We start from the raw sequence: 21,735 nt of genomic DNA, 5'->3' as shown, positions 1-21,735 counted from the left end.
AAACGCACGTGGGGGCGTTAACGGCGTTAATGCCGTCAGCGCCCCCACCGTGAGTGCGGACTGCGTCAGATGCGTGTCATGAGGAGTTCCGTGACGGCCTTGAGGTCGTCAGGGGTCAGATGGGCGGTGAGGGCGTCCGCGATCGTCTCCGGGGATTCCGTGGTGATCGTGATGCGGGGGGTGGGAGCGGGGGAGGGGGCGTTGGCGGGTGCCGCGGGAGGGGGCGTGGTGTTAACGGCGTTAACGCCGTTAACGGGTGTCGGGGTCGGTCGGGTGCGCTGGCGCGGGGGGTTAACGGCGTTAATGCTCTCCGCCGCCGCCGCGGCCTGGGACTCCTGCGGGAGGCGGCCGATCCTGCGGGCCGGCTCCACCTTCAGCTCGCCCGTGTCGACCTTGTCCTGGAGGGTCGGAGTGAGGTTCAGGAGGGTGAGGCGCTGGGAGACCCAGGCGGGCGTCTTGCCGAGGCGCTTGGCGACCTGGGCCTGCGAGCCGTGTACGTCCACCAGTTCCTGGAGGGCGCGGGCCTGGTCCATCGGGGCCACGTCGACGCGGTGGACGTTGGCGATCAGGGCCGATTCGAGGATGTCCGCGGCGGAGGTCGACAGGGAGTCGTTGACGTGGATGTGCATCGTCTTGAGGCCCGCGAGCTGTGCTGCGGCAAGACGCCGGTTGCCGTCGATGACGACGTACGGGGCCCGCCCCAGGCCGTCTGTCTGACCCGGGTGGGCCTCCATGAAGGCCATGCGGGTGGCGACGGCGAGGGGCTGGAGCTGGCCCCGGGAGATGAGGGACTGGGCCAGCTCGTCGATCTCCGTGAGGTCCTCGCGGAGGTTGAACGGGTTGTGGGCGAGCGCCTCGATCGGTACCTCGGACGGCGGGACCATCCCCGAGGTGGGTGCTCCGGTGGCTTCGGCGATGGCCGCGCGGCGGGAGCTGACGCCGACCGGCTGGGCGCGGGCGAAGGAGGCCGAGACCCCGAGTTTGTCGGCCTTGCTCATGAGATCTCCCTGGCGAGTGCGCGGAAGGCGACCGCCTGGTCGCCCTTGGGCGCGTAGACGAACAGCGGCTGCTTCACGCGGACGGCCTCACGCTGTTCCTTGAGGTCCGGGACGATGGCGACGACACGCGGATCCTTTATGTCCATCCAGGCTTGGAGGGAGGAAGTCGCGATGTAGCCGCGGCGGCCGTCGTAGAGGTTGACGACGAGCCCGAGGTAGTCGATGTCGAGGCTGAGGTCGTCGCGGAGGTCGTTGATCTGGGAGGTGAGCAAATCGTAGGCGTCCGCGGAGGAGTCCTCGGCCTGTACGACGATCAGCGCACCGGAGGCACCGGGCTGTTCGGCGTCGCGGCGGCGGCCGTAGTAGATGGCCGCGTCCATGCTGAGGCCGAGGCTCGGGGGGCAGTCGACGAGGATCACGTCGTAATCGGCCTCGACCGGGGCGAGGGCGCGTTCGAGGGCGGCCTCGCGGGCGCGGACGGTGGACAGGCGGACGTCCAGCAGGAAGGCGTCCGTGCAGGCGGGGAGGACGTGCAACCGGTCGCCGAAGCGGTCATCCGCGATGGGAACGATGAGGTCCGAGAGCGGGCCCTTGGCTTCGCTCGCCATGTGGCAGGTGAGGCTGTCGCCGCCGATGGGGAGCGGCTGCTGGCCCAGCTGCTTGGTGAGGTGGCCCTGCGGGTCGAAGTCGACGAGCAGGACGCGCATGCCGAGGCCCGGGAGGTCTTCCAGGTCGAACGGGGTCGCGTGGGCCTCGGTCGGATGTCCCTCGGCGGGGCGCCCTTCGCCGGGGTGCCCATCGGCGGGGTGCGCTTCTTCGTCCGCCGCGAGGCGGGCCAGTTGGCGGGCGATGCGGACCGGGTGGAGGCTGTCCGGGTCCTCGGCGAGGGCTTCGGCGGTACCCGCGGTGATGGCGGTCTTGCCGACCCCACCCTTCTGGTTGCACACGATGATGCGGCGGACCACGGAGGGGCGCTTGACCGTGGGGGCCGGGTTCATCTCCAGCCAGAGCTGGACGGATTGGGCGAGCCCCTGGATGAGGGAGACGCCGCGGTCCTTGGAAGAGGAGCGGAATGACTCCCATTGCCCGGCGGGCAGCCAGGTGGAGAACGATTCGGCGCCGGAGGTGTCGACGGGGGAGGGGGCGGAAGCGAGGGCGCTCCAGTGAGAAATGCCTTGGTGTACGGCGTCCTGGATGTCCACCCGCAGCTGTGCGGTGCGGATCTTCAACTCCTGGCGCAGCCACGGGGGCAGTTTGGAGACGACCTTCTCTCGGTCGTTCTGAGACGAGGGCGAAGTCATGAGAGGGACTTTACTAACGTTCAGAGGGTGATGTGGGCGCCACGCTTGAGTTTTGCTAACGGAGTGGATGTGGAGCCCGGTGGGGGCACGGCTGCGCCCCGGGAGGACAGCGGCGGATCGCCGGTTGACCTGGGGCGACCTGGGGCGCCGGCCCGGGGCGAATGGGGGTCGGGCAGGGAAGTGGACGCGACAAGGCGGTCTCGTACACGCCGTGGCGAGCACCCCCGTGGTTCACCACGGCGTGTACGAGACCGCCTTGGACACGTCGTCAGCCGACCGGGACCGAGGGGGAGTCCGGGGCCGGGAGGCCGAGGGCGGCCCGACACTCGGGCGAACCTGACGGGTCGAAGAAGGGGATGCGCGGGCCGGGCGTGATGCCCGGGAGGAGGAAATTCCAGAGGTCGGTGACCCGGGTGTGCAGGTCCTCGCGCGTGGTTCGGACGTGGGAGGTGACCTGTACGCCGGTGAACGAGGCGATGAGATAGGTCGCGAGGTCCCGGGCGTCGAGGTGCGGGAGGACGTCACCGCGGTCCTGGGCGGGCTTCAGACAGCTGAAGGAGGTCTCGATCCAGGCGTTGTACGGGGTCGGGTCCGGGTCGGTGAACGAGCCGAACTCGACGACCAGGCGGATGGCGGCGCGGATCCGGACGTTGGTGCGCAGTCCGTGGGCCATCTGGTGGGACAGGTCGATCGCGGTCTGGAGGCCGGGGTCGACGATGGCGGGGACGCCCTCGGCGACCTGGAACTGCTCCTCCATCAGGGTGCGGGCCAGGGCTTCCTTGGACGGGAAGTGGAAGTACAGGGCGCCCTTGGTGACCCCCGCGTGCTTGACCACGTCGCTGAGGCTGGTCGAGCCGAAACCGGAACGGTCGAAGGCGATGGCCGCGCCGTCCAGGATCGCCTGGCGGGTGATCTCAGCCCGTTCCTGCCTGGCCCTCGCCACGTGCGGTCTCCTTGATTTGTGTGTCTGTGGTCTGTGGTTTGTGATCTGGGGTGTCCGCGGTGTCTGCGGTGTCTTTAGATGCCTGGTCAATCTAGTGGGGGAGGGGTTAAAAAAACCAGTCGACAAGTACTTTTTAGTGCGCGGAGTGGTGGGGTGTTAACGCCGTTAAGTGGAGTGTTGTGGTCCGGTTGTTAACGCCGTTAACGCCGAGGCCGTGCAACGGGGAGGCGTGGGAGGTGGTGCTGCGGCGTTAACGGCGTTAACGCCGTTAACGGTCGAGCGGTCCTGCCTCGGCTCCGTGCCGGGCCGGAGGTCGCTTCTCGGTGAACGTGTGAGCGCCTTCGGTGGCGTTGGTGGTCATGAAGACGGGGGTGCTGAGGGGGTCCTGGACGGTGTAGGCGGCGTGGTCGTCGAGGCCGCGGGTGTTCTGGACGATCTACTTCGTGACGTGCACGGCTTCACGGGAGTGGGCTTGGACGCGGTGGGCCAGGGCGAGGGCTGCGTCGAGGGCTTGGCCTTCGGGGGCGAGCTGGTTGACGAGTCCGTACCCGGCCGCGTCCGGTGCGGGCAGTGGGGCTGCGGTCAGGAGCATCTCCATGGCCACGTGGTAGGGGATACGGCGGGGCAGGCGGATGGCTCCGCCCTCGGCGGCGATCAGTCCGCAGGCGACTTCGGGCAGGGCGAAGAACGCGGTGTCGGCGGCGGTGATCAGGATGGCGTTGCGGACGTGGGGCCTGTTGAGGGTGATGAGCAGGACGCCGGGGTGGGGCTCGGCGACCTGGACGGGGTCTTGGCTGTCCATCGGGGTGTTCCCCGGTTCAACCCGGTGGGCCCCGCGACGTAGCCGGGTACTCGGGCCGGGTCCTTGCTCAGCCGCGCGTCGGTCAGCAGTGCCCGGACATCCGCGTACCGGGAGACCTGCCGGACGATGGACCGTCCGGGCCTGCGGTCCGGGTGCACGGGCGCACGCCGGCGGAGCCACGCGAAGTACGGATAGGGGTCCTGTACCCGAGCGGCCAGCAGCGCGGGCGGTGGGGACGGTACGGCGGGGAACGGCACTGTGGCTCCCTGCTCGCGAGTCGACACGGACACCACGGAAACGAGCAACGAAGAACGAAGGGTGCGGAACGTGCGCCTCCCATTCACGTCGTGGCACGACGGGTCGCTGTGAGACTTTCAGATTGGCGGAAACCGATCCGTGTCTCTCTCGTTGACTGCTTAGGTTGATCATCTGGGGGCTGCGGCAGTCGGGGCGAGCAGATCCTCTGCACCCCCTTGGGTCCTGCGCCGATGCGGCATCGGGGCGGTCCGGGGTCCCATTTCTCACTTGGAGTGTGCGAATTGCGTTTATTACCGTCCGACGTGCGTGGGCCCGATCGTGACTACGTGGTCATCGGCGGAGGGTTCGCGGGGCTGCACTGCGCGCGTCGGCTGGCCGACGCGGGGTTCCAGGTCACGGTGTTGGAACGCACCGGACGACTGATGGCAGGTGCCTCGCGCGCGCGAACATGGGGCGGATCCACTTGGGCTGGCACTATCTAGGAAGCCCGGAGACCGCGTTGGGATGTATTCCAGCCGCGTTCGACTTCCTTGAGGAGTTCGGCGACGTCATGATCCCAGGCGACCCCGGCAGCGGACTACCTTTCCACGCGAGCCTGTTGGCCTTCGCCAAGGACTCCTTCAGTACCGCCGCCCAGCTCGTGGACACCGCGGAGCGCATGCGCGCCGCCTACCAGGAGCAGTGTGAGAAGCGGTCGGTGAGTTTCGGTGAGCCGGAACGATTCTTCCGCGTGCTCGAGCGGGGGGCGTGGAACCCCGGGATCGACCCGGCCAGGGTTGAAGTGATGGCGCAGACCGTGGAGTCGTTCGTCGACCTGCCCGCACTGGCCCGGCGCGTGACGCAGGCCGTGCGCGATCATCCGAGGATCACCGTGCTGACCGGCCACGACGTCGTCGGTGCCCGCCCCAGAGGGGAGGCGGACGGCGGGGGGTTCGACCTTGAGGTGCGGGTGGATCGCGGAGCCGGCACGGTGGTGGGGGCCCGGCGGGTCCTGAACGCCAGCTGGATCTCGCGTCGCCGCCTGGACGCGGACATCGCGGCCCACACCGGGGCGAGGCCACCGGCAGACACGGTCTACCGGCTGCGGGCGCTGCTGCGGGTGCGCCTGTCCGGCGAACAACTCGACACGCCTTCCGCGCTGGTGGCCCACGGCCCCTTCTGCACCTTCACCAACTGTGGCGACGGCACCGGACTGATGATGTACGAACCGGTCTCCAACGTCGCCACGGCCAAGGATCACGTCCCCGCGCAGTGGTGGCCACTCCTGGACGAATCGTTCCCTCCCGAGCAACACGACACCCTGGCCCGCACCATCCTCGCGGGGGTCGCGGAGTTCATCCCGGCGCTGCGTGGCGCCGAGCCCCTCGACGTCATGGCCAGCGCCCTCTACCACGGAGGCCAGGCCGACATCTACGACCCCACCTCCGCGATCCACCACCGGCTCGGCACCGGAGTCAAGCAACTGTCCCCCCACTGGCTCTCTCTGGACAGCGGCAAGCTCACCTGGGTCCCCCGCTACGCCGACCACGTCGTCACCACCGGAATGAGCACCTGAACCATGACCGACACCACCTGGTCCACCCGTTTCTCCGGCCGCCACGTCATGGTCACCGGTGCCACAGGCTTCCTGGGCTCCAACCTCACCACCCACCTCCTCGACCACGGAGCCAAGGTCTCCACCCTCGTACCCGAGCACGAATTCGGCGCCGTGGTCGCGCCGGCCCCGCGATTCGAAGAGGTCACCGTGCAGGTCGGCACCATCGCCGACTACGCGGCCGTCGACCAGCTCATCCGGGACCAGCAGGTCGACACCGTCTTCCACCTCGCCGCCATCGCCACCACCACCGTCGCCCACTACAACCCGCGCCAGGCCTTCGACACCAACATCCAGGGCACCTACAACATCCTGGAAGCCTGTCGGGTCAACGACGTGGCCCGCGTCGTGGTCGCCTCCAGCGACAAGGCGTACGGCAACGGTCCCCACCTGCCCTACACCGAAGACATGCCCATGGCCGGCCAAGGCACCTACGACGTCTCCAAGAGCTGCGCCGATCTGCTCGCCCGCAGCTACCACACCGGCTACGGGCTGCCCGTGGCCGTCGGCCGCTACGGCAACATCTTCGGTGAATGCGACCTGCACTGGAGCCGCCTGATCCCCGGCACCATCCGACGCCTGCACCACGGCCAGGCCCCCGTGGTCAGGCAGGCCGCAGCGGGTCCGTTCTCCCGCGACTTCCTCTACGTCGCCGACGCCGTTACCTCCTACCTCGCCATGGCAGCCGCCCTGGACGCCGGCCACGGCGCCGGACAGGCCTACAACTTCGCCATGGGGCTGAACCTGCAACCGGTCGACGTGGTGCGCCGCATCCAGCACCTGATGGGCCGCCAGGACATCCAGCCGGTCCCCGCTCCCTCCCAACCCGGAGAGATCGCCCACCAGCAGATCGCCAACGACAAGGCCGCCCGCACCCTGGACTGGACCCCCGCCTGGACCCTGGACGAAGGCCTGGCCCGCACCGTCGACTGGTACCGCACCTACCTCACCCGCACGGGCCTCGGCCCCATCATCTGACCGGACAGGACAGGGTCCACCTCAGCGGCCCGGGCCGGCCGCGCCCATTCGGCTTCGGGCCGGCCGGCCCGGCACGAGTGGGCGGGGCGCGGCTTCAGCGGGTGGTCCAGCCGCCGTCGACCGAGAGGGTGGCGCCCACGACGAAGGAGGAGCGGTCGCTGCAGAGCCAGGCCGCGGACTCGGCGATCTCCTGCGGGGCGGCGATGCGGGGGAGGGGGGCCGATCGTAGGAGGATCTCCTCCATGGCCGGGTTCTGCTTCAGCCAGGCGTCGATCATCTCGCTGCGGGTGGAGCCCGGGGCGATCGCGTTGACGCGGATGCCCTGGGGGGCGTACTCGGCGGCGGCGGCCTTGGTCAGGCCCAGGACCGCGTGCTTCGAAGCGATGTAGGCGGCCGTCACGGGGGTGGCGACGAGGCCGGCGGTGCTGCTGTTGTTCACGATGGTGCCGCCCGTGCCGGCGGCGAGCATGGCGCGTATCTCCTGGCGCATGCAGTTCCAGACGCCCCGGACGTTGGTGTCCATGACGCTGTCGTAGACGTCTTCGTCGAGGAGGTGCAGGGGTTTGGGCTCGGCGCCGACTCCCGCGTTGTTGAACGCCGCGTCCAGGGAGCCGTGGGCGGACAGCGCGGCCGACACCGCGCGGGCCACGTCCTCGACGCGGGTCACGTCACCGACGACGTATTGGGCCCGGTGACCGCTGCCGCGGAGCTCCTCGGTGAGTGCGGCGAGCTCGGGCTCGCGGCGTGCGATCAGGGTGACTGCCGCGCCCTCCCGGCAGAACACCCGGGCAGCGGCCGCGCCTATGCCTGCGCTGGCGCCGGTGATCAGCGCCGATTTTCCCGCCAGCAATAAGCTGTTACCCACTGTCACGGGCGAGACGGTAACACGATGTGATGGTGTCCGTAAGGGTTTTGAGGAGAGGTGGACCGTGGGGGGAAACGGTGTTCTCGTCACCGGTGGGGCGGGGTTCGTCGGACGCCACGTCGTGGAGCGCCTGGCGCGCGGAGCCGGCTGCGGGGAGCGGGCCGGAGCCGGCGTCGACGTGCGGGTGTTGGTGCACCGGACGGCGGTGGAAGTGCCCGGAGTCGAGGTGGTGCGGGGGGATCTCGCCGGAGGCGGGCTGCGGGGATCGTGCGACGGCATCGGGACCGTGCTGCACCTCGCCTCGCGGATCGGGGGTGGTGAGGAGGAGTGTCGAGCGGTCAACGTCAAGGGGACGCGCGCGCTGCTGGCGGAGGCCGAGCGGGCCGGGGTGCGGCGGATCGTCCAGTTGGGGACGGCCGCGGTGTACCGGGACGGGGCGCACCGGGGTGAGCCGGAGGGGGTGTTGCCGGAGGGCCCCGGGTCGGTGACGAGCGTGACCCGGCTGGCGGGGGAGCGGATGGTCCTGGCCGCGGGCGGGACGGTGCTGCGTCCGCACCTCGTCTTCGGGCGGGGGGACCGGTGGATGGTGCCCGCGCTGGTGGGCCTCATGGCGCGGCTGCCGCACTGGGTGGACGGCGGGCGCGCCCGGATCTCGATGATCGCCGTGGACGTACTCGCCGACGTGCTCGCCGAGTTCGCCGTGCGGGAGGACCTGGGGGAGGAGCTGGGAGGAGCGGGGCGGGTGCTGCACGCGGCTCATCCCGTGCCGGTGACGGCCCGCGAACTGGTGGGCACGGTGGCACGGGAGCTGGGGCTTCCGCTGCCCCGGGGAGAGGTCGATCTCGACGGGGCGGTGTGCCTGCTGGGGGCGGCGGACGATCCGGTGGTGCGCAGGCACGTGTCGTTGCTGGCGGTGGACCACTGGTACGACACCCGGCGGCTCTGGGGGCAGGTGTCGGTGGCGTCCGGACCGCGTTTCGAGGAGGCCTTCGGGGCCTACGGGGACTGGTACCGGGGCGAGGTCAGAGGGCGGCACCGGTGACGAGGGAACCGGCGAGGTGCTGGCTGCCGGTGCCGGTGACCGTGCCGGTGCCGGTGCTGGTGCCGGTGACCGTGCCGGTGCTGGTGACCGTGCCGGTGACCGTGGAGCGGAAGATCGTCCGGCCCTCCTGGTGGCCCGTGACGTCGATGATGGAAGGGGTCCGGGACGTCGCCTCGATCCAGCACGGGGTGTCCAGTTCGGCGTAGTGCCCGAACTCGGTGGACACCGCGGAGGGGACGAACTCGTCCAGGGGGCGCAGCCCGCAGGCCGCCTGGCGGGCGGCTTCGACGAGGACCATGCCCGGGTGGTGGTCGTTGGAGTGCTCGAAGAGGATCGGGTGGTCGAGGTCGGGGCTCAGCAGCCAGCGGCCCTCTTCCTCGGTGGGCGAGAGCACCACGTCGAAGGGGAGCAGCCGGCCGGCGGCCGCGGCGGGTATCGGGGTGCGCCGCTCCAGGGGTCGGGCCAGGCCGGTGCGGGCGCGGTCGCCGCGCAGGCGTCGGTAGGTCGAGGGGGCGACGCAGGTGAAGCGGGCGGTGCCGGTGGCGGCGAGACGGCCCGAGCGGTGGATGTCGACCTGGAGGAAGCCGCTGAAACGGCTGCCCTGCCAGCCGAAGTCCGTGCACGTGGCGACCATGACGAGATCGCTGGGGCCGCGGCCGATGCGCAGCTGGTCGGGGTCGGAGGCGAAGTCCAGGCTCCACAGCAGCACGTTGTGGCCGAGGGGGACTCCGTACACGGCGTGGCAGAGGTAGAGGCCGACCTGGCGGATCGTCTCACCGGCCTGGACGGGGTCGTGGCTGGTGCCGTCGGGGCTGGTGAAGAAGGTGTGGGCGCGGGGCCACTGGCCGGTCAGCGAGAAGGTGTCCGCGCCGATCAGGTCGCAGCCGGTGAGGAACACCTCGGCCAGCGAGGAGCGGTGGACGTACTCCCGGGGGACGGTGGTCGTCAGCCGGGGGGCGGGGGCCTCGTTGCAGCGGGTCCACGGTGCCCCCGTCGGCTCCAGTGGGTGGATCGGAGGGTGGATCGGGGGGTTCTTCCGGATCGTCAGCATCGTCATGGACCTCTCCACAGAGCCGTGTCGACGGATGGGATGGGCAACGCACGCGAGACGCAAGATACGTACTCTCCGGTTTTGTTTGCAAGGTGCTAAAGGTGTCCGCATGTCGCACGTGTACCAATGTCAACATCGCGGACGAGGGGTTTGGGGCACTGTCGGGCGGGTCCCACCAGCGAAGTTCCGGTCGGACAGCGTTGGCGGAGACCGCGAGGTTCCGCGCCAAGTGAGAGCTGGTCTTCCGGTCATATGCCCCGGTCCGAAGGGGTGTTGGCACGTAAGGGTCCGTGAGGGGAATTCAAGCCATCATCGAGTGTAGGTCGACTCGCTCGGCTCTGCTGGCGCGCGAGTGGGGCCGGTGCCAAACTTGAGCCCGCCGCTGGTGAGTTAGAAACCGGTTGAGCGGTTTGGAATACGGGGTGTGGAGCAGCCTGCGCACTTCGTCGCCAATGTGTCGTCAGTTCATTGCCGATCCATCGCCGATCCATCGCCGACCAACTGGAGATCACCGAATGAACCGTCAGTGCCCCTATGCGCTCGACCCGTCCGGGTCCGACATCCACGGCGAGGCGGCCATGCTGCACCAGCGGGGGACGGCTACTCCGGTGGTCCTGCCGGGTGGGGTGACCGGGTGGGTGATCAGCGGGAGCGAGACCATACGTCGGCTGCTGGTCGACCCCCGGGTCTCCAAGGACGCCTACCGGCACTGGCCCGCCTGGGCCAACGGGGAGGTCGGGGAGGAATGGCCGCTGGCCATCTGGGTGTCCGTACAGAACATGATCACCGCCTACGGGTCGGAGCACACCCGGCTGCGCAAGCCCGTGGTGGCCACCTTCACCGCGCGCCGGGTCGCCCGGATGCTGCCGAGGATCGCGGAGGTCACGGACGAGCTCCTCGACCGGATGGCCGCGCTGCCGCAGGGCGAGGCGGTGGATCTGCGCACCGCCTTCGCGCACGACCTGCCGACCCGGATCGTCTTCGAGCTGTTCGGGATCCCGCAGCAGTCGTGGGAACCGCTGCACAGGATCATCAAGGGCTTCTTCGACACGACGATCACCGCGGAGGACGCCCAGGCCAACGCGGAGCTGCTCTACGTCACGATGACGGAGCTGCTCGCCCACAGACGGGAGCACCCCGGCGACGACATGACCACGGCCCTGATCAACACCCGTGACGAGGGCGACGGCTCCCGGCTGAGCGAGAAGGAGCTGATCGACAACCTGATCCTGCTGTTCACGGCCGGATACGAGACGTCGGTGAACCTGATCTGCTCCGCGGTCTACGAACTGCTGCGCAACCCGGACCAGTTGGAGCTGCTGCGCAGCGGCAAGGCCTCATGGGAGGACGCGGTCGAGGAGGCGCTGCGGCTGGAGCCGCCCGCGACCTACGCCCTGATGCGCTTCGCGGTCGAGGACATCGAGATGGAGGACGGGGTGGTGATCCCCCGGGGCGCCCCCATCGTCGTCTCGTTCGCCTCGGCCGGACGGGATCCCGAGGTGCACGGCCCGGACGCGGATCGCTTCGACCTCACCCGGACCACCCGCGGGGAACACCTGTCCTTCGGGTTCGGCACGCACTACTGCCTGGGCGCCTCGCTGGCCCGGCTGGAGTGCGGAGTGGGATTGCAGAGGCTCTTCGAGCGCTTCCCGGACCTCTCGCTGGCCGTCCGGCCGGCTGAGCTGCGCAAGGTCGAGTCGTTCATCTCCAACGGGTTCAAGGAGCTTCCGGTGCTCCTCGGCGCGGCGCGCTAGTGCTGTGGCCGGCGGCCTGCCGTTGGTTCAAAAGGGCGTTGTGCGCGTCGACTTGACATAGATGCGTCGGGCTCCTTCGTCGTTCGGACGGAGGAGCTCGATGGGGTGACGAGGGAGCGCCCGGGCGGTTCGACCCGTTGGGGTGCAGGGGGGAGGCGGGGCGGACGGGGGCGGTCGGGGACGGGCGGGGCCCGAGCGGGGTCGGGCGGGGTCGGGCGGGGAAGCGACGCCCGTGGGGATCAAGGGGTGGCTATAGTCTGCTTGATAAAATACGGACCTTCTGGTTGGTTTTATCAGGGGTGGTGGATCCTGTTCGCAGGACCCAGCCTGAACCGACCCTGGACAACGGAGGCACCGTGGCACGACAGGAACGTGCGGTCCGTACGCGTCGCGCGATCTTGGAGGCGGCCGCTTCGGTCTTCGACGAGCGCGGTTACGACGCAGCCACCATCGCGGACATCCTCGCGCGCGCGGGCGTCACCAAGGGCGCCCTGTACTTCCACTTCGCCTCGAAGCAGGAGCTGGCGCAGGGCGTGCTCGACGAGCAGTTCGGCGAGGCCGGGGTGCCCTCCAGGGAGAGCAAGCTCCAGGAGCTCGTCGACGTGGCGATGCTGCTGGCCCACCGGATGAAGTTCGAACCGATGCTCAGCGCGGGGGCGCGGCTCTCGCTCGGTCCCGGGATGCGCGAGATCTTCGGGGGCGGATCGGTGCCGGGCTGGATCGAATTCACCCGTGAACTGCTGGTCCAGGCGAAGCAGCAGGGCGAACTGCTGCCGCACGTGGACCCCGCCGAGACGGCCTGGATCCTCTCGGCGTGCTGGACGGGTGCGCAGATCTATTCGCAGACCCTCAATGAGCGTGAGGACATCGAGGACCGGGTGGCCTCCGTCTACCAGCACATCTACCCGAGCATCTCGACGCCCGCGATGCTCGGCCGGCTGGACATGGCGCCGGACCGCGGGCACCGGGTGGCCCTGGAGTTGGAGGCATTGGCCGCGGAGGGCGCTGGGGCCGGTGGGGCCGGTGGTGCTGCTGTGGCGGGTGCGGGTGCGGGTGCGGGTGCGGGTGCGGGTGTCGGGTTCGCGGGGCGGCGGTAGGTCGGGGGGTCCCGGCGGCGGGTCCACGGGGCGGTGACCGGCCGGCCCCGGTGGGGCCGGTGGTCGAGCGCCGTTCACCTGCCGGCTCCGGCGCGGCGCGAGCGCCGCTCCAGCGGGGGCGCCGACTGTGTCGGCTGAAGATCTTTTGCCCCCTTGGGCAAACCGCGAGGGCGGTTTGTGGAGACTCCATGGTCAAGCAGGAACGTGCCGCCCGCACGCGTGAAACCCTGGTGCGCTGCGCCGCGGAGGTGTTCGCCGAGGAGGGGTTCGGCACCGCGTCGATCGCGATGATCAGCAAGCGGGCCGGAGTGAGCGCCGGAGGTCTGCACTTCCACTTCGGGAGCAAGACGGCGCTGGCCCAAGCCGTGGAGGACCGTGCGGTGGAGGCACTGCGGCGGATCACCTCGGGGCGGCCGGGCGGGGCGGCCGAACTGGCCGCGAACGCGTTGCAGGTGCTGGTGGATTCCACGCATGAGCTGATGGCCCTGCTCGCGGAGGACGTCGTGGTGCGGGCCGGATTCGGACTGTGCGCGGACGTCTCGCGGGGCAGCGGAGTGGACCTGCGGCGCCAGTGGCAGGTGTGGGTGGACGAAGTGGTCCGGTCCGCGGCGCGCGGGGGTGCCTTGGCCGACGGGGTGTTGCCGCAGGACGCGGCGAACGCGGTGGTGGCCTCGATGGTGGGGCTGGAGGTGCTGGGCGCCGATGAGCGGGACTGGGTCTCGCGGGAGACCCTGACCCGGTTCTGGATCCTGATGCTGCCGCGGCTCGCCGCGCAGGGGGTGCTCGGGGGGCTGGTGGCCGAGGGGACCGGGCGGTGGGTGGGGCGGGGTGCGGGGGCCTCCGGGGGTGGGGGTGAGGGTGGGAGCGGGGGTGGTGATCGTGGCTCGGGTGCTCCTGCTCCTGCTGCTGCTGATGGTGGTGCGGGTGCGGGTGCGGGTGTGGAGCCGGGTGCTGGGTCGGGTGCCGGGTCGGGTGTCGGCTCAGGGGCTGGGTGCTGAACGAGACCGCTTGGTCTGCTTCTTGACCTCCGGGGGCCGATCTGTAGGACCCGTTGAGGGGTGGCCTAGGGCCGCTGAGTGCGCTCCGGTGCGTTGATCGACGTACAACTCCCCTGTTCAGAGTGGGTTCTTGAGTGCGGCTAGGGCGCGACTGGGCTGCAAAACAGCGCAACCGGTTTGATATTGACAAACCGTCGGTCCTGTTTTCTACTGAGATTGCGACTCATCCAAGGACAGGGGAGTACGGCGTGGACATCGATGTACTGGGCGCACTGGCCGTGCGGGAGAACGGAATCTCCATCACGCCGACCGCCCCCAAGCCCCGGCAGGTCCTGGCGCTCCTTGCGCTCCATGCCGACCAGGTCGTGCCGGTGTCGGCACTGATCGAGGAGCTGTGGGCGGGCGAACCGCCGCGCAGCGCACGGACCACCCTGCAGACGTACGTCCTGCAGTTACGCGCACTGATCGCGACGGCGCTGGAGCAGGAACGGGACCCGGCCGCGGACTCCGAGGGGGGTGCACCCGCGGGCGTCGCCGGAGGGCGGACCGCGAAGGACGTCCTCGTCACGCTGCCCGGCGGCTACCTGCTCAACAGCAACGGCGGCACGAGCGACGTGCGGGAGTTCGACCGGCTGGCCGGGACCGGCTACCGCGCGATGGACGCCGGGGACTTCCCCGGTGCGGCGCGGCTGCTGCGCGAAGCCCTCGCCCTGTGGTCGGGCCCCGCCTTCGCCGACGTACAGGGCGGTGTGCAGCTCGACATGGAGACCCGGCGGCTGGAGGAGACCCGGCTGTGCGCGCTCGACCAGCGCATCGAGGCGGACCTGCGACTGGGACGGCACCGTGAACTGCTGGCCGAGCTGACGGTGCTGGCGAGCCGCTACCGCACGCACGAGAACCTGCACGGGCAGTTCATGCTCGCCCTGCACCGCTCCGGACGGCGCGGTGAGGCCCTGGACGTCTACCAGCGGCTGCGCGGCATGCTCGTGCGCGAGCTCGGGCTCGAACCGTCCGCCGCGCTGCGCCGGTTGCAGCGCTCGATCCTGATGGCCGGCCCCGAGAGCCTGGCGGAGGCGACGGACGCGGGCGGCGAGCGGCTCGTCCGCGTCTGATGTCGGGTGCGGGTGCGGGTGCGGGTGCGGCCCTGGCCGCGGACCGGCGTAGCGGTGGGCACGAGGGTGTGACGGCGAGTGCCGCGGCTCGGCTGCGCGGGACGAGAGGGGACGGTGCGGTGCAGGAGAGGTCGGAGCGGACCCGCAGGCGGCTCGTCGGCGCCGGGGCCGAGTTGTTCCACCGCAATGGATACGCGAACGCGACCCTGGGCGAGATCGCGGGCGCCGCCGGAGTGACCAAGGGGGCGCTGTACTTCCACTTCGCCTCCAAGGACGAGCTCGCGGAGGCGGTGCAGCAGCGGGGCTGCGCACTGCTGCACGCGTCGGTACGGTCGCTGCGCGAGGGCGGGGCCTCCCCGTTACAGGCGCTGATCGACACCACGCACTGGATGGCGCGGATGCTGCACGAGGACCCGGCGATCCCGGCGAGTTTCCGGATCACCAAGGAGTGCGCGGGTCACCAGCCGCCTGTGATCGACTTCCAGCGGACGTGGCTCACCGTGGTGTGCACGCTGCTGCGGCAGGCCCGGGACACGGGTGAGCTGTGTGCGGAACGGCGCTGGGAGAACGCGGAGTCGCTGGTCGCGGCCGCCGCGTGCGGGATCGAGGGCATGTCCGGGACCGGCATGCCGTACGGGGAGTTACAGCGCAAGGTGACGGATCTGTGGGCGCTGCTCCTGCCCAGCGTGGTGGCTGCCGGGCACGAAGGGGAGTACCGGACGCGGGCGGCGGCGCCGCTGTGGGCGGGGGTCGGGGTGGAGGCGGAGCCGGAGTCGGGGTCGGGGTCCGGGTTGGAGTCCGCGCTGGAGTCCGAGCCCGGGGACGGGTTCGATGGCGTCGGGGCCGTTGGGGCTGGGGCCGGGGCTGGTTCCGGGTTCATTTCTTGACGTTCTTTGGTTCTGGATTCCGTCCCCAGTTCTTTCTTTCTACTGCTTTGCGTCAGCCGGTGAGTGCTCCAGCGGAATTCAGGCGGCGCGTGAGTTCGTCCACGCGGGCGCTCAGGCGGGATATTTCGCTGCCGAGGTCGAGGAGTGCCGCGGCCGTTCCCGAGGCGGGGCTCTCCGCGGGGTCCTCCAGGATTTCCGCGGCCCGGGCGCGCAGTGCGGGGCCCGGCTCCACACCGAGTTCGGTGCGCAGCCGTCGGCGCGCCCGTTCGTAGACTCCCAGTGCTTCCGAGCGGCGGCCGCCGCGGCACAGCGCCACCATCAGGAGGTCGTAGAGGCGCTCCTGGGTCGGGTGGTCGGCGGTGAGGCGCTCCAGTTCCCGGGCCAGGAACTGGTGGTCGGCGTGCGGCTCCGCCAGGCAGGCCTCGTACAGGGCTTCCTGCGTGGTCAGCCGTAGTTCCCCGAGGCGGTCCGCCTCCGCCGCGCAGAGCCGGCCGCCCGACGCGCCCTCCAGGGGCGCGCCGCGCCACCGGGCGAGCGAGCGACGGAGCAGGTCGGCGGCGCGTACCGGATCGGTCGGGAGGGCGGCGCGGCCTTCGGACGACAGCCGTTCGAAGGCGCCCGCGTCCGTTCCGCACGCGGTGCCGCGCAGTCGGTAGCCCGCCGGTCCGGTGGCGATGTGGTCGCGGCCGTCGACCGCGTGCAGGGAGCGGCGCAGCCGGCCGATGTGGGCCTGGAGCGCGCCGGCCGCGGCGGCGGGCGGGGCGTCGCCCCAGAGCTCGTCGATCAGCCGGTCCGCGGAGAGGACCCGGCCGCGGTGCACGGCGAGCGCGCCGAGCAGGGCGCGCTGTTTGGCTCCCGAGGGGGCGCTACGGGCGCCCGTACGCGGATCGAGTGCCTCGACCGGACCGAGGAGAAGGAATTCCATGACGGTGGCGATCCCCCTTCGTACGTCATTTCGTACGCCTTCGAGCGGAATCTAGCAGCTGTCGGAAGGGCGCCGGTCAAGCCCCATGGAGGTGGCCTCGAAAGGGACTTGAGAATGCGGTGACATCGCGTGGGGCCCGGCTATCTTTCGTGAGTCGAAGGCCGGGGACGGCCGAAAAGCGAGGTAGCTCGACGACGTGCGGAGGAGACCGTGAAGTTTCGGGTTCTGGGTCCGTTGAGTGCCGAGGTCAACGGGGGATCGATCGTTCCGACAGCGCGCAAGCCGCGGCAGATCCTGACCCTCCTCGCGCTGTATCCGGGCAGGGTGATGCCGGTGCCCACCCTCATGGAGGAGATCTGGGGCACGGACCTGCCGCAGAGTGCGCTGACCACGCTGCAGACCTACATACTCCAGCTGCGCCGAAGACTCGGCACCGCGATGGGCCCGGGCGGGCCGGGTGCGGAGCCGGGCGGACTGGACGGCGCGGGCGGCGGTGCCAAGGACATTCTGGCCACGCGGCACGGGGGGTACCTGCTCCAGATACCGCCGGAATGCTTGGACGTCTTCGAGTACGAGACCCTGGTCGCCGGAGGCCACGCCTCCTTCGAGGCCGGGGACGACGAGGGCGCGGCGGCGCAGCTGCGCAAGGCGTTGGCGCTGTGGCAGGGGCCGGCCCTGGTCGACGTACGGGTGGGACCGATCCTGGAGATCGAGGTGATGCGGCTGGAGGAGTCCCGGCTGGTCACCATGGAGCGGCGGATCGACGTCGACCTGCGGCTCGGGCGGCACGGGGAACTGCTCGCGGAGCTGGCGGAGATGATCGCCCGGCACCCGCAGCACGAGGGGTTGCACTCGCAGGCGATGGTGGCGCTGTACCGGTCGGGGCGGCAGGCGCGCGCGCTGGACGTCTACCGGCGGCTGCGGACCCGGCTGATCGAGGACCTGGGCGTGGAGCCCTCGCCGCAACTGCAGCGGCTGCACCAGGCGATGCTGACGGTGGATCCGGCGCTGGACGTGGCGGCGGGGCCGAAGCGGGGGTCGACCTTCGATCTGTATGCCGCTTGATGCCGTTTGGCGTTGTTTGATGCCGCCGGAGCGCCGGCACGCCGGCGCACTAGCATCCGGTCCATGGACGATGATCTTGTGGTGCCCTTCCGGCTCGACGTGCCGCAGCGGGAGCTGGACGACCTGGCGGAGCGGTTGGACCGGACCCGGTGGCCCTCCGAACTGTCCGGAGTGGGCTGGGACTACGGCGTTCCCCGTGACCACCTGCGGGAGCTGGCCGGGCACTGGCGCCACGGCTACGACTGGCGGGCGGCCGAGGCGCGGCTGAACGAGTGGCCGCAATTCACCACGGTCATCGACGGGGCGCAGGTGCACTTCGCCCACGTGCGCTCGCCCGAGCCGGACGCGACCCCGCTGCTGATGACCCACGGGTGGCCGGGCTCGATCGTCGAGTTCGAGCGGGTCGTGGGGCCGCTCACCGATCCGCGGGCGCACGGCGGGGATCCGCGCGACGCCTTCCACCTGGTGCTTCCGAGCATTCCCGGCTTCGGCCTCTCCGGGCCCACGACCGAGACCGGGTGGGAGTTCAAGCGGGTCGCGTGGGCCTTCGCCGAACTGATGGAGCGGCTGGAGTACCCGGCGTACGGGGTGCAGGGCGGCGACTGGGGGGCCGCGATCTCCCGGGAGCTGGGCCGGATCCGGCCGGAGCGGGTCATCGGGGTCCACCTGAACCTGCTGCCCGGGGCGGGCGCCGTCGCCGCGCCGGGCGAGGCGGAACTCGCCGGGTTGAGCCCGGCCGAGCGGGAGCGGACGGTGGCCTCCTGGGAGCGCTACCGGGTGTGGGCGCGGGAGCGGCAGGGGTACGCGGACATCCAGGCGACCCGGCCGCAGACCCTGGCGTACGGGCTGAACGATTCGCCGGTGGGGCTCCTGGCCTGGATCGGCGAGAAGTTCGTGGAGTGGACCGATCCGCGGTGCCCGGTGGACCGGGACCAGGTGCTGACGAACGTGATGCTGTACTGGCTGACCGGCACGGCCGGGTCGGCGGCGCGCATCTACTACGAGCGGGCGCACGCGGCGTACTACGGCGGACCCCCGGAGTCGTCGGCGACGCCGACGGCCCTCGCCGACTTCCCGCGGGACAACTTCATCCCGCTGCGGCACGTCGCGGCACGGACGGACAACGTCGTGCGGTGGACCTCGTACGACCGGGGTGGGCACTTCGCCGCGATGGAGGTGCCGGAGTTGTTGGTGGGGGACGTGCGTGCGTTCTTCCGGGAGAGGGAGAGAGCGCGGGAGAGGGCGCTGGGGCGGGAGTGTCTTGGGGAGTGACTGCCGGGTGACGGTCGTCGGGTGATGGCCGCGCCGTCCGGGTAGGGATGTGCGGGAAACCGTGCCGAACGCCTGCGCGAAGAGAGAACGCCCTCATAACATAAAGGGCGTTCTCTTTTTTTCTGTGGGGCAGTCGGCCGGGGGTGGCGTGATGATCGTGATCAGCGGGGGAACCGGGTTCGTGGGCTCGGCGGTGGTGCGCAGACTGGTCGGCCAGGGGGTGCCGGTGCGCGTCCTCTCGCGGGAGCGCCGGGTGTCGGGCGGGCGGGCGGGCGCCGGCGCCGGCGGGGTGTGCGGGGACCTGGGCGATCCCGTTTCCTTGCGCGGGCTGTGCGACGGGGCCTCGGTCCTGCTCTCGCTCGCGTCGTACGTCGGCGGGGACGAGCGGCGCTGCGACGACGTCAACGTCCGCGGCACGTTGGCCCTGATGGCGGAGGCGCGCCGGGCCGGAGTACCGCGGATCGTGCACCTCTCGACCTGCGCGGTGTACGGGCCCGGGCCGCACCGCGGCGCGGGGGAGGGCGAGTTGGACCCCGCTCCGGTGTCGGCCGCCAGTCGCAGCCGGCTCGCGGGGGAGGCGCCGGTGCTCGCGGCGGGCGGCACGGTGCTGCGGGCTCCGCTGGTGACCGGGTACGGGGACCGGTGGGCCGTGCCGGCGCTGGTGGACGCCTTTCGGCGGGTGCCGGTCGGCTGGGCCGGGGGGAACGGGCTCGCCTCCTTCGTGGATGTCATGGACCTGGCACGTCTGGTTGCCGCCCTCGCCGTGACCCCGCGGGCGCTGCCGGGCGGGGTGCTGCACGCGGGGCACCCGGAGCCGGTGCGCAACGGGGCGCTGATGGGGGCCCTGGCGGAGTACGGGGTGCTGCCGCACGCGCCGGGAGCGGGCGGTTCGCTGGGGTGGGACGCCTGCCTGGCGGGGCTGCGGGCGCGGCCCGGGTGGGTGAGCGAGCGCCAGTTCTCGCTGCTGGCCGGGGACATGTGGTACCGCAGCGACACGGCCTGGGAACTGGGCGGGGTCGACCCGGGGCCCGGGCCGCTACGGAGGCTGGGGGTGGCGGCCGCGTGGTACCGGGCGCGGGGCGGGGCGGCGCCGGAGGCGGAGGCGGAGGTCGGGGCCGGGGCCGGAGCTGGGGTGGATGTGGCTGGAGTGGACATGGTTGGTGCTGGTGCTGGTGCTGGTGCTGGTGCTGGTGCTGGTGCTGGTGCTGGTGCTGGTGCTGGTCCTGGTGTGGGTGTGGGTGTGGGTTGGGGAGCGGGTTCCGGGTTGTTGGCCGGTCTGGTGCCCGGGCAGCGGGGTGGGCGGCGGGCCGTGCCGGCTGGGGCGGAGGTGGGTGCCCGCCGGTGAGGCGTATCCGTGGGTGGTCCGGCCGGAGGGGGCGGTCCGGAACGTGGTCCGGCAGGTGGTCCGGGGCGTGTCCAGTACGTGGAATCCCGGGTGGGGGCGGGCGCGTGGTGTGCATGATCGCCCGATGCTCGACGAACAGAGAACCCTTCCGGTCCAGGTGGGCGACGAACGCGCCACGCTCACCAGCACGCTCCAGTTCCAGCGCGACACCCTGATGATGAAGTGCACGGGCCTGACGGCCGAACAGCTGCGCAGCAAACCGATCCCGACCACCGGGCTCACCCTGCTCGGGCTGGTCCGCCACCTGGCCGAGGTCGAGCGGGGCTGGTTCCGCAACGTCATCAACGGTGAGGACGTGCGCGGGTACTGGCCGCGCGACGCCGCCGGGCGGTGGACCGAGTGGGAGGTCGAGGACGCCGACCCGCAGGAGGCCTTCGAGAAGTGGGAGTGGACCTGCGGGCTGTCCCGGGCGATCGTCGACGGGGCCGAGTCCCTCGACGTCACCGGCCGGTACGTGGACGAGGAGCGCAAGATCGACGAGAGCTACTCCCTGCACTACGTCCTGACCCACATGATCGAGGAGTACGCCCGCCACAACGGCCACGCCGATCTGCTGCGCGAGGCGATCGACGGCGTGACGGGGGAGTGAGCGGCGGCCCCGGGGGACGTCAGACCGCGCCGCCGTTCGCGGTGGCGACGCGGCGGTCCACCGCGTCCAGGGCCGCGGCCCACGGGAAGTGGGTGGGGGCGTCCGGGCCCGCGGGGCCGGGTACGAAGCCGCCCTCCCCGTAGAGGAAGTCGACGCCCGCCCCCCGCAGGACGGCCACGCTCTGGTCGAACTGCGGGTGGGCGGCCAGGGCGGCGTTCGCGCACGGCATCGCCACGACGGGCGTGCCCTTGCCGATGGCCTCCGCGGCCGAACCGATCACGAAGCGGTCGGTGAGGCCGAGGGCCCAGGCGTTCACCGAGTTGAAGGTGGCGGGGGCGAAGAGCAGGGCGTCCGCGGCGGGCCACACGTCCGGCTCGCCGGGCAGCTTGTACTGCCATCGCACGGCGTGCCCGGTCAGTGCCGCCAGTCCGTCGAGGCTCCCGGCCACCCAGTGCGCCGCGGTGGGGGTCAGACCGAGGCACACGTCCCAGCCGCGGGCCTGCGCGTCCTCGATGACGTGGGCCACGTCGAAGACGGGCGGGGCGGCGGAGCAGAGCAGATAAAGGGTCCTCTTCATATGATCATGGGATCACATGTCTGTGCTGGTGGGTCACCCGTGTGCCGTGGATACGTCGGGTTGGGGTCTGGGGCCTTCCGTGCAGGGCCTTCCGTGCGGGGCCTTCCGTGGGTGGTCCTGGTTTTGTGGTTTTGCTTCCGTGGCCTCTGCCGGTTGTCTCCTCCAGCGGGTGTCCGGGCGGTTGCGAGCGGTGCCGCCGAGGATGGAACGCCGTGAACGCCG

At 70.9% G+C, this 21,735-nt stretch carries 21 protein-coding genes; 13 read left to right on the top strand and 8 right to left on the bottom strand.

The window, feature by feature from the left end:
- Positions 1 to 65 precede the first annotated feature (65 nt).
- The 4 genes from ACIQWR_RS33405 to ACIQWR_RS33390 all read right to left on the bottom strand — a co-directional run bounded on the left by ACIQWR_RS33405 (position 66) and on the right by ACIQWR_RS33390 (position 4,044).
- Complete coding sequence (locus ACIQWR_RS33405; RefSeq protein ID WP_404017430.1) at positions 66 to 998, bottom strand: ParB/RepB/Spo0J family partition protein; 933 nt, start codon at positions 996 to 998, stop codon at positions 66 to 68.
- Positions 995 to 2,299 carry a ParA family protein gene (locus ACIQWR_RS33400; RefSeq protein WP_404017428.1) on the bottom strand — a complete coding sequence of 435 codons (1,305 nt, stop codon included), beginning with the start codon at positions 2,297 to 2,299 and terminating at the stop codon, positions 995 to 997. The genes ACIQWR_RS33405 and ACIQWR_RS33400 overlap by 4 nt, the downstream gene beginning before the upstream one ends.
- 268 nt (positions 2,300 to 2,567) lie before the next feature.
- Positions 2,568 to 3,242 (bottom strand): ScbR family autoregulator-binding transcription factor, encoded by a 675-nt coding sequence (locus ACIQWR_RS33395; RefSeq protein ID WP_404017427.1) that lies wholly within the window; start codon positions 3,240 to 3,242, stop codon positions 2,568 to 2,570.
- 436 nt (positions 3,243 to 3,678) lie between these two features.
- Complete coding sequence (locus ACIQWR_RS33390; RefSeq protein ID WP_404017426.1) at positions 3,679 to 4,044, bottom strand: enoyl-CoA hydratase-related protein; 366 nt, start codon at positions 4,042 to 4,044, stop codon at positions 3,679 to 3,681.
- 488 nt (positions 4,045 to 4,532) lie between these two features.
- Between ACIQWR_RS33390 and ACIQWR_RS33385 the strand changes: the two genes are divergently transcribed.
- From ACIQWR_RS33385 to ACIQWR_RS33375, 3 genes are all read left to right on the top strand, one after another.
- Positions 4,533 to 4,784 (top strand): FAD-dependent oxidoreductase, encoded by a 252-nt coding sequence (locus tag ACIQWR_RS33385; protein ID WP_404017424.1) that lies wholly within the window; start codon positions 4,533 to 4,535, stop codon positions 4,782 to 4,784.
- A 68-nt stretch (positions 4,785 to 4,852) separates the two neighbouring features.
- Complete coding sequence (locus tag ACIQWR_RS33380; RefSeq protein WP_404017423.1) at positions 4,853 to 5,857, top strand: hypothetical protein; 1,005 nt, start codon at positions 4,853 to 4,855, stop codon at positions 5,855 to 5,857.
- Positions 5,858 to 5,860: 3 nt separating this feature from the next.
- Positions 5,861 to 6,874 (top strand): NAD-dependent epimerase/dehydratase family protein, encoded by a 1,014-nt coding sequence (locus ACIQWR_RS33375; RefSeq protein ID WP_404017420.1) that lies wholly within the window; start codon positions 5,861 to 5,863, stop codon positions 6,872 to 6,874.
- A 94-nt stretch (positions 6,875 to 6,968) separates the two neighbouring features.
- On the opposite strand, the gene ACIQWR_RS33370 is transcribed toward ACIQWR_RS33375, so the two are convergent.
- A complete protein-coding gene (locus tag ACIQWR_RS33370; protein WP_404017417.1) occupies positions 6,969 to 7,745 on the bottom strand; it encodes an SDR family NAD(P)-dependent oxidoreductase in 777 nt (258 codons plus the stop codon).
- Positions 7,746 to 7,803: 58 nt separating this feature from the next.
- On the opposite strand from ACIQWR_RS33370, the gene ACIQWR_RS33365 reads away from it, so the two are divergent.
- Positions 7,804 to 8,781, top strand: a complete 978-nt coding sequence (locus ACIQWR_RS33365; RefSeq protein ID WP_404017415.1) for an NAD-dependent epimerase/dehydratase family protein — start codon at positions 7,804 to 7,806, stop codon at positions 8,779 to 8,781.
- Here ACIQWR_RS33365 and ACIQWR_RS33360 read toward each other — a convergent pair.
- Positions 8,762 to 9,838 (bottom strand): ScbA/BarX family gamma-butyrolactone biosynthesis protein, encoded by a 1,077-nt coding sequence (locus ACIQWR_RS33360; protein ID WP_404017413.1) that lies wholly within the window; start codon positions 9,836 to 9,838, stop codon positions 8,762 to 8,764. The two genes, ACIQWR_RS33365 and ACIQWR_RS33360, sit on opposite strands and share 20 nt — an antisense overlap.
- A 509-nt stretch (positions 9,839 to 10,347) precedes the next feature.
- On the opposite strand from ACIQWR_RS33360, the gene ACIQWR_RS33355 reads away from it, so the two are divergent.
- The 5 genes from ACIQWR_RS33355 (at position 10,348) to ACIQWR_RS33335 (ending at position 15,680) form a co-directional block, all read left to right on the top strand.
- Complete coding sequence (locus tag ACIQWR_RS33355; protein WP_404017410.1) at positions 10,348 to 11,586, top strand: cytochrome P450; 1,239 nt, start codon at positions 10,348 to 10,350, stop codon at positions 11,584 to 11,586.
- Positions 11,587 to 11,942: 356 nt separating this feature from the next.
- Positions 11,943 to 12,683 (top strand): ScbR family autoregulator-binding transcription factor, encoded by a 741-nt coding sequence (locus ACIQWR_RS33350; protein ID WP_404017408.1) that lies wholly within the window; start codon positions 11,943 to 11,945, stop codon positions 12,681 to 12,683.
- A gap of 188 nt (positions 12,684 to 12,871) precedes the next feature.
- Positions 12,872 to 13,681 carry a ScbR family autoregulator-binding transcription factor gene (locus ACIQWR_RS33345; RefSeq protein WP_404017405.1) on the top strand — a complete coding sequence of 270 codons (810 nt, stop codon included), beginning with the start codon at positions 12,872 to 12,874 and terminating at the stop codon, positions 13,679 to 13,681.
- 248 nt (positions 13,682 to 13,929) lie between these two features.
- On the top strand, positions 13,930 to 14,793 hold the full coding sequence (locus ACIQWR_RS33340; protein WP_404017402.1) for a BTAD domain-containing putative transcriptional regulator: 864 nt from the start codon (positions 13,930 to 13,932) through the stop codon (positions 14,791 to 14,793).
- Positions 14,794 to 14,912: 119 nt separating this feature from the next.
- Positions 14,913 to 15,680, top strand: coding sequence for a ScbR family autoregulator-binding transcription factor (locus tag ACIQWR_RS33335; RefSeq protein WP_404017399.1), 768 nt, complete (start codon positions 14,913 to 14,915; stop codon positions 15,678 to 15,680).
- 52 nt (positions 15,681 to 15,732) lie between these two features.
- On the opposite strand, the gene ACIQWR_RS33330 is transcribed toward ACIQWR_RS33335, so the two are convergent.
- Complete coding sequence (locus ACIQWR_RS33330; RefSeq protein ID WP_404017396.1) at positions 15,733 to 16,605, bottom strand: BTAD domain-containing putative transcriptional regulator; 873 nt, start codon at positions 16,603 to 16,605, stop codon at positions 15,733 to 15,735.
- Positions 16,606 to 16,815: 210 nt separating this feature from the next.
- Here ACIQWR_RS33330 and ACIQWR_RS33325 point away from each other — a divergent pair, with 210 nt between their 5' ends.
- The 4 genes from ACIQWR_RS33325 (at position 16,816) to ACIQWR_RS33310 (ending at position 20,936) form a co-directional block, all read left to right on the top strand.
- Positions 16,816 to 17,670 (top strand): BTAD domain-containing putative transcriptional regulator, encoded by an 855-nt coding sequence (locus tag ACIQWR_RS33325; protein ID WP_385786235.1) that lies wholly within the window; start codon positions 16,816 to 16,818, stop codon positions 17,668 to 17,670.
- A 63-nt stretch (positions 17,671 to 17,733) separates the two neighbouring features.
- Entirely contained in the window at positions 17,734 to 18,942 is a 1,209-nt protein-coding gene (locus ACIQWR_RS33320) for an epoxide hydrolase family protein (protein ID WP_404017392.1), read from the top strand.
- Positions 18,943 to 19,093: 151 nt separating this feature from the next.
- Positions 19,094 to 20,287 carry an NAD-dependent epimerase/dehydratase family protein gene (locus ACIQWR_RS33315; RefSeq protein WP_404017390.1) on the top strand — a complete coding sequence of 398 codons (1,194 nt, stop codon included), beginning with the start codon at positions 19,094 to 19,096 and terminating at the stop codon, positions 20,285 to 20,287.
- 124 nt (positions 20,288 to 20,411) lie between these two features.
- Complete coding sequence (locus ACIQWR_RS33310) at positions 20,412 to 20,936, top strand: DinB family protein (RefSeq protein WP_404017387.1); 525 nt, start codon at positions 20,412 to 20,414, stop codon at positions 20,934 to 20,936.
- 19 nt (positions 20,937 to 20,955) lie between these two features.
- Here ACIQWR_RS33310 and ACIQWR_RS33305 read toward each other — a convergent pair whose 3' ends face one another.
- Positions 20,956 to 21,513, bottom strand: coding sequence for a flavoprotein (locus ACIQWR_RS33305; protein WP_404017385.1), 558 nt, complete (start codon positions 21,511 to 21,513; stop codon positions 20,956 to 20,958).
- Between the last annotated feature and the right edge of the window lie 222 nt (positions 21,514 to 21,735).

This window comes from Streptomyces sp. NPDC098789 (genome assembly GCF_044759975.1).
Lineage (GTDB): Bacteria > Actinomycetota > Actinomycetes > Streptomycetales > Streptomycetaceae > Streptomyces.
Note: the sequence above shows the minus strand (reverse complement) of the source record. Positions and strands in the feature narration are given on the sequence as shown.

Excerpts from the sequence above, each read along its gene's own strand:
- ACIQWR_RS33345 (WP_404017405.1), top strand. The coding sequence starts at position 12,872 with ATGGTCAAGCAGGAACGTGCCGCCCGCACGCGTGAAACCCTGGTGCGC.
- ACIQWR_RS33330 (WP_404017396.1), bottom strand. The coding sequence starts at position 16,605 with ATGGAATTCCTTCTCCTCGGTCCGGTCGAGGCACTCGATCCGCGTACG.
- ACIQWR_RS33360 (WP_404017413.1), bottom strand. The coding sequence starts at position 9,838 with ATGACGATGCTGACGATCCGGAAGAACCCCCCGATCCACCCTCCGATC.
- ACIQWR_RS33385 (WP_404017424.1), top strand. The coding sequence starts at position 4,533 with ATGCGGCATCGGGGCGGTCCGGGGTCCCATTTCTCACTTGGAGTGTGC.
- ACIQWR_RS33390 (WP_404017426.1), bottom strand. The coding sequence starts at position 4,044 with ATGGACAGCCAAGACCCCGTCCAGGTCGCCGAGCCCCACCCCGGCGTC.
- ACIQWR_RS33380 (WP_404017423.1), top strand. The coding sequence starts at position 4,853 with ATGATCCCAGGCGACCCCGGCAGCGGACTACCTTTCCACGCGAGCCTG.
- ACIQWR_RS33315 (WP_404017390.1), top strand. The coding sequence starts at position 19,094 with ATGATCGTGATCAGCGGGGGAACCGGGTTCGTGGGCTCGGCGGTGGTG.
- ACIQWR_RS33310 (WP_404017387.1), top strand. The coding sequence starts at position 20,412 with ATGCTCGACGAACAGAGAACCCTTCCGGTCCAGGTGGGCGACGAACGC.
- ACIQWR_RS33305 (WP_404017385.1), bottom strand. The coding sequence starts at position 21,513 with ATGAAGAGGACCCTTTATCTGCTCTGCTCCGCCGCCCCGCCCGTCTTC.
- ACIQWR_RS33320 (WP_404017392.1), top strand. The coding sequence starts at position 17,734 with ATGGACGATGATCTTGTGGTGCCCTTCCGGCTCGACGTGCCGCAGCGG.
- ACIQWR_RS33405 (WP_404017430.1), bottom strand. The coding sequence starts at position 998 with ATGAGCAAGGCCGACAAACTCGGGGTCTCGGCCTCCTTCGCCCGCGCC.
- ACIQWR_RS33375 (WP_404017420.1), top strand. The coding sequence starts at position 5,861 with ATGACCGACACCACCTGGTCCACCCGTTTCTCCGGCCGCCACGTCATG.
- ACIQWR_RS33355 (WP_404017410.1), top strand. The coding sequence starts at position 10,348 with ATGAACCGTCAGTGCCCCTATGCGCTCGACCCGTCCGGGTCCGACATC.
- ACIQWR_RS33400 (WP_404017428.1), bottom strand. The coding sequence starts at position 2,299 with ATGACTTCGCCCTCGTCTCAGAACGACCGAGAGAAGGTCGTCTCCAAA.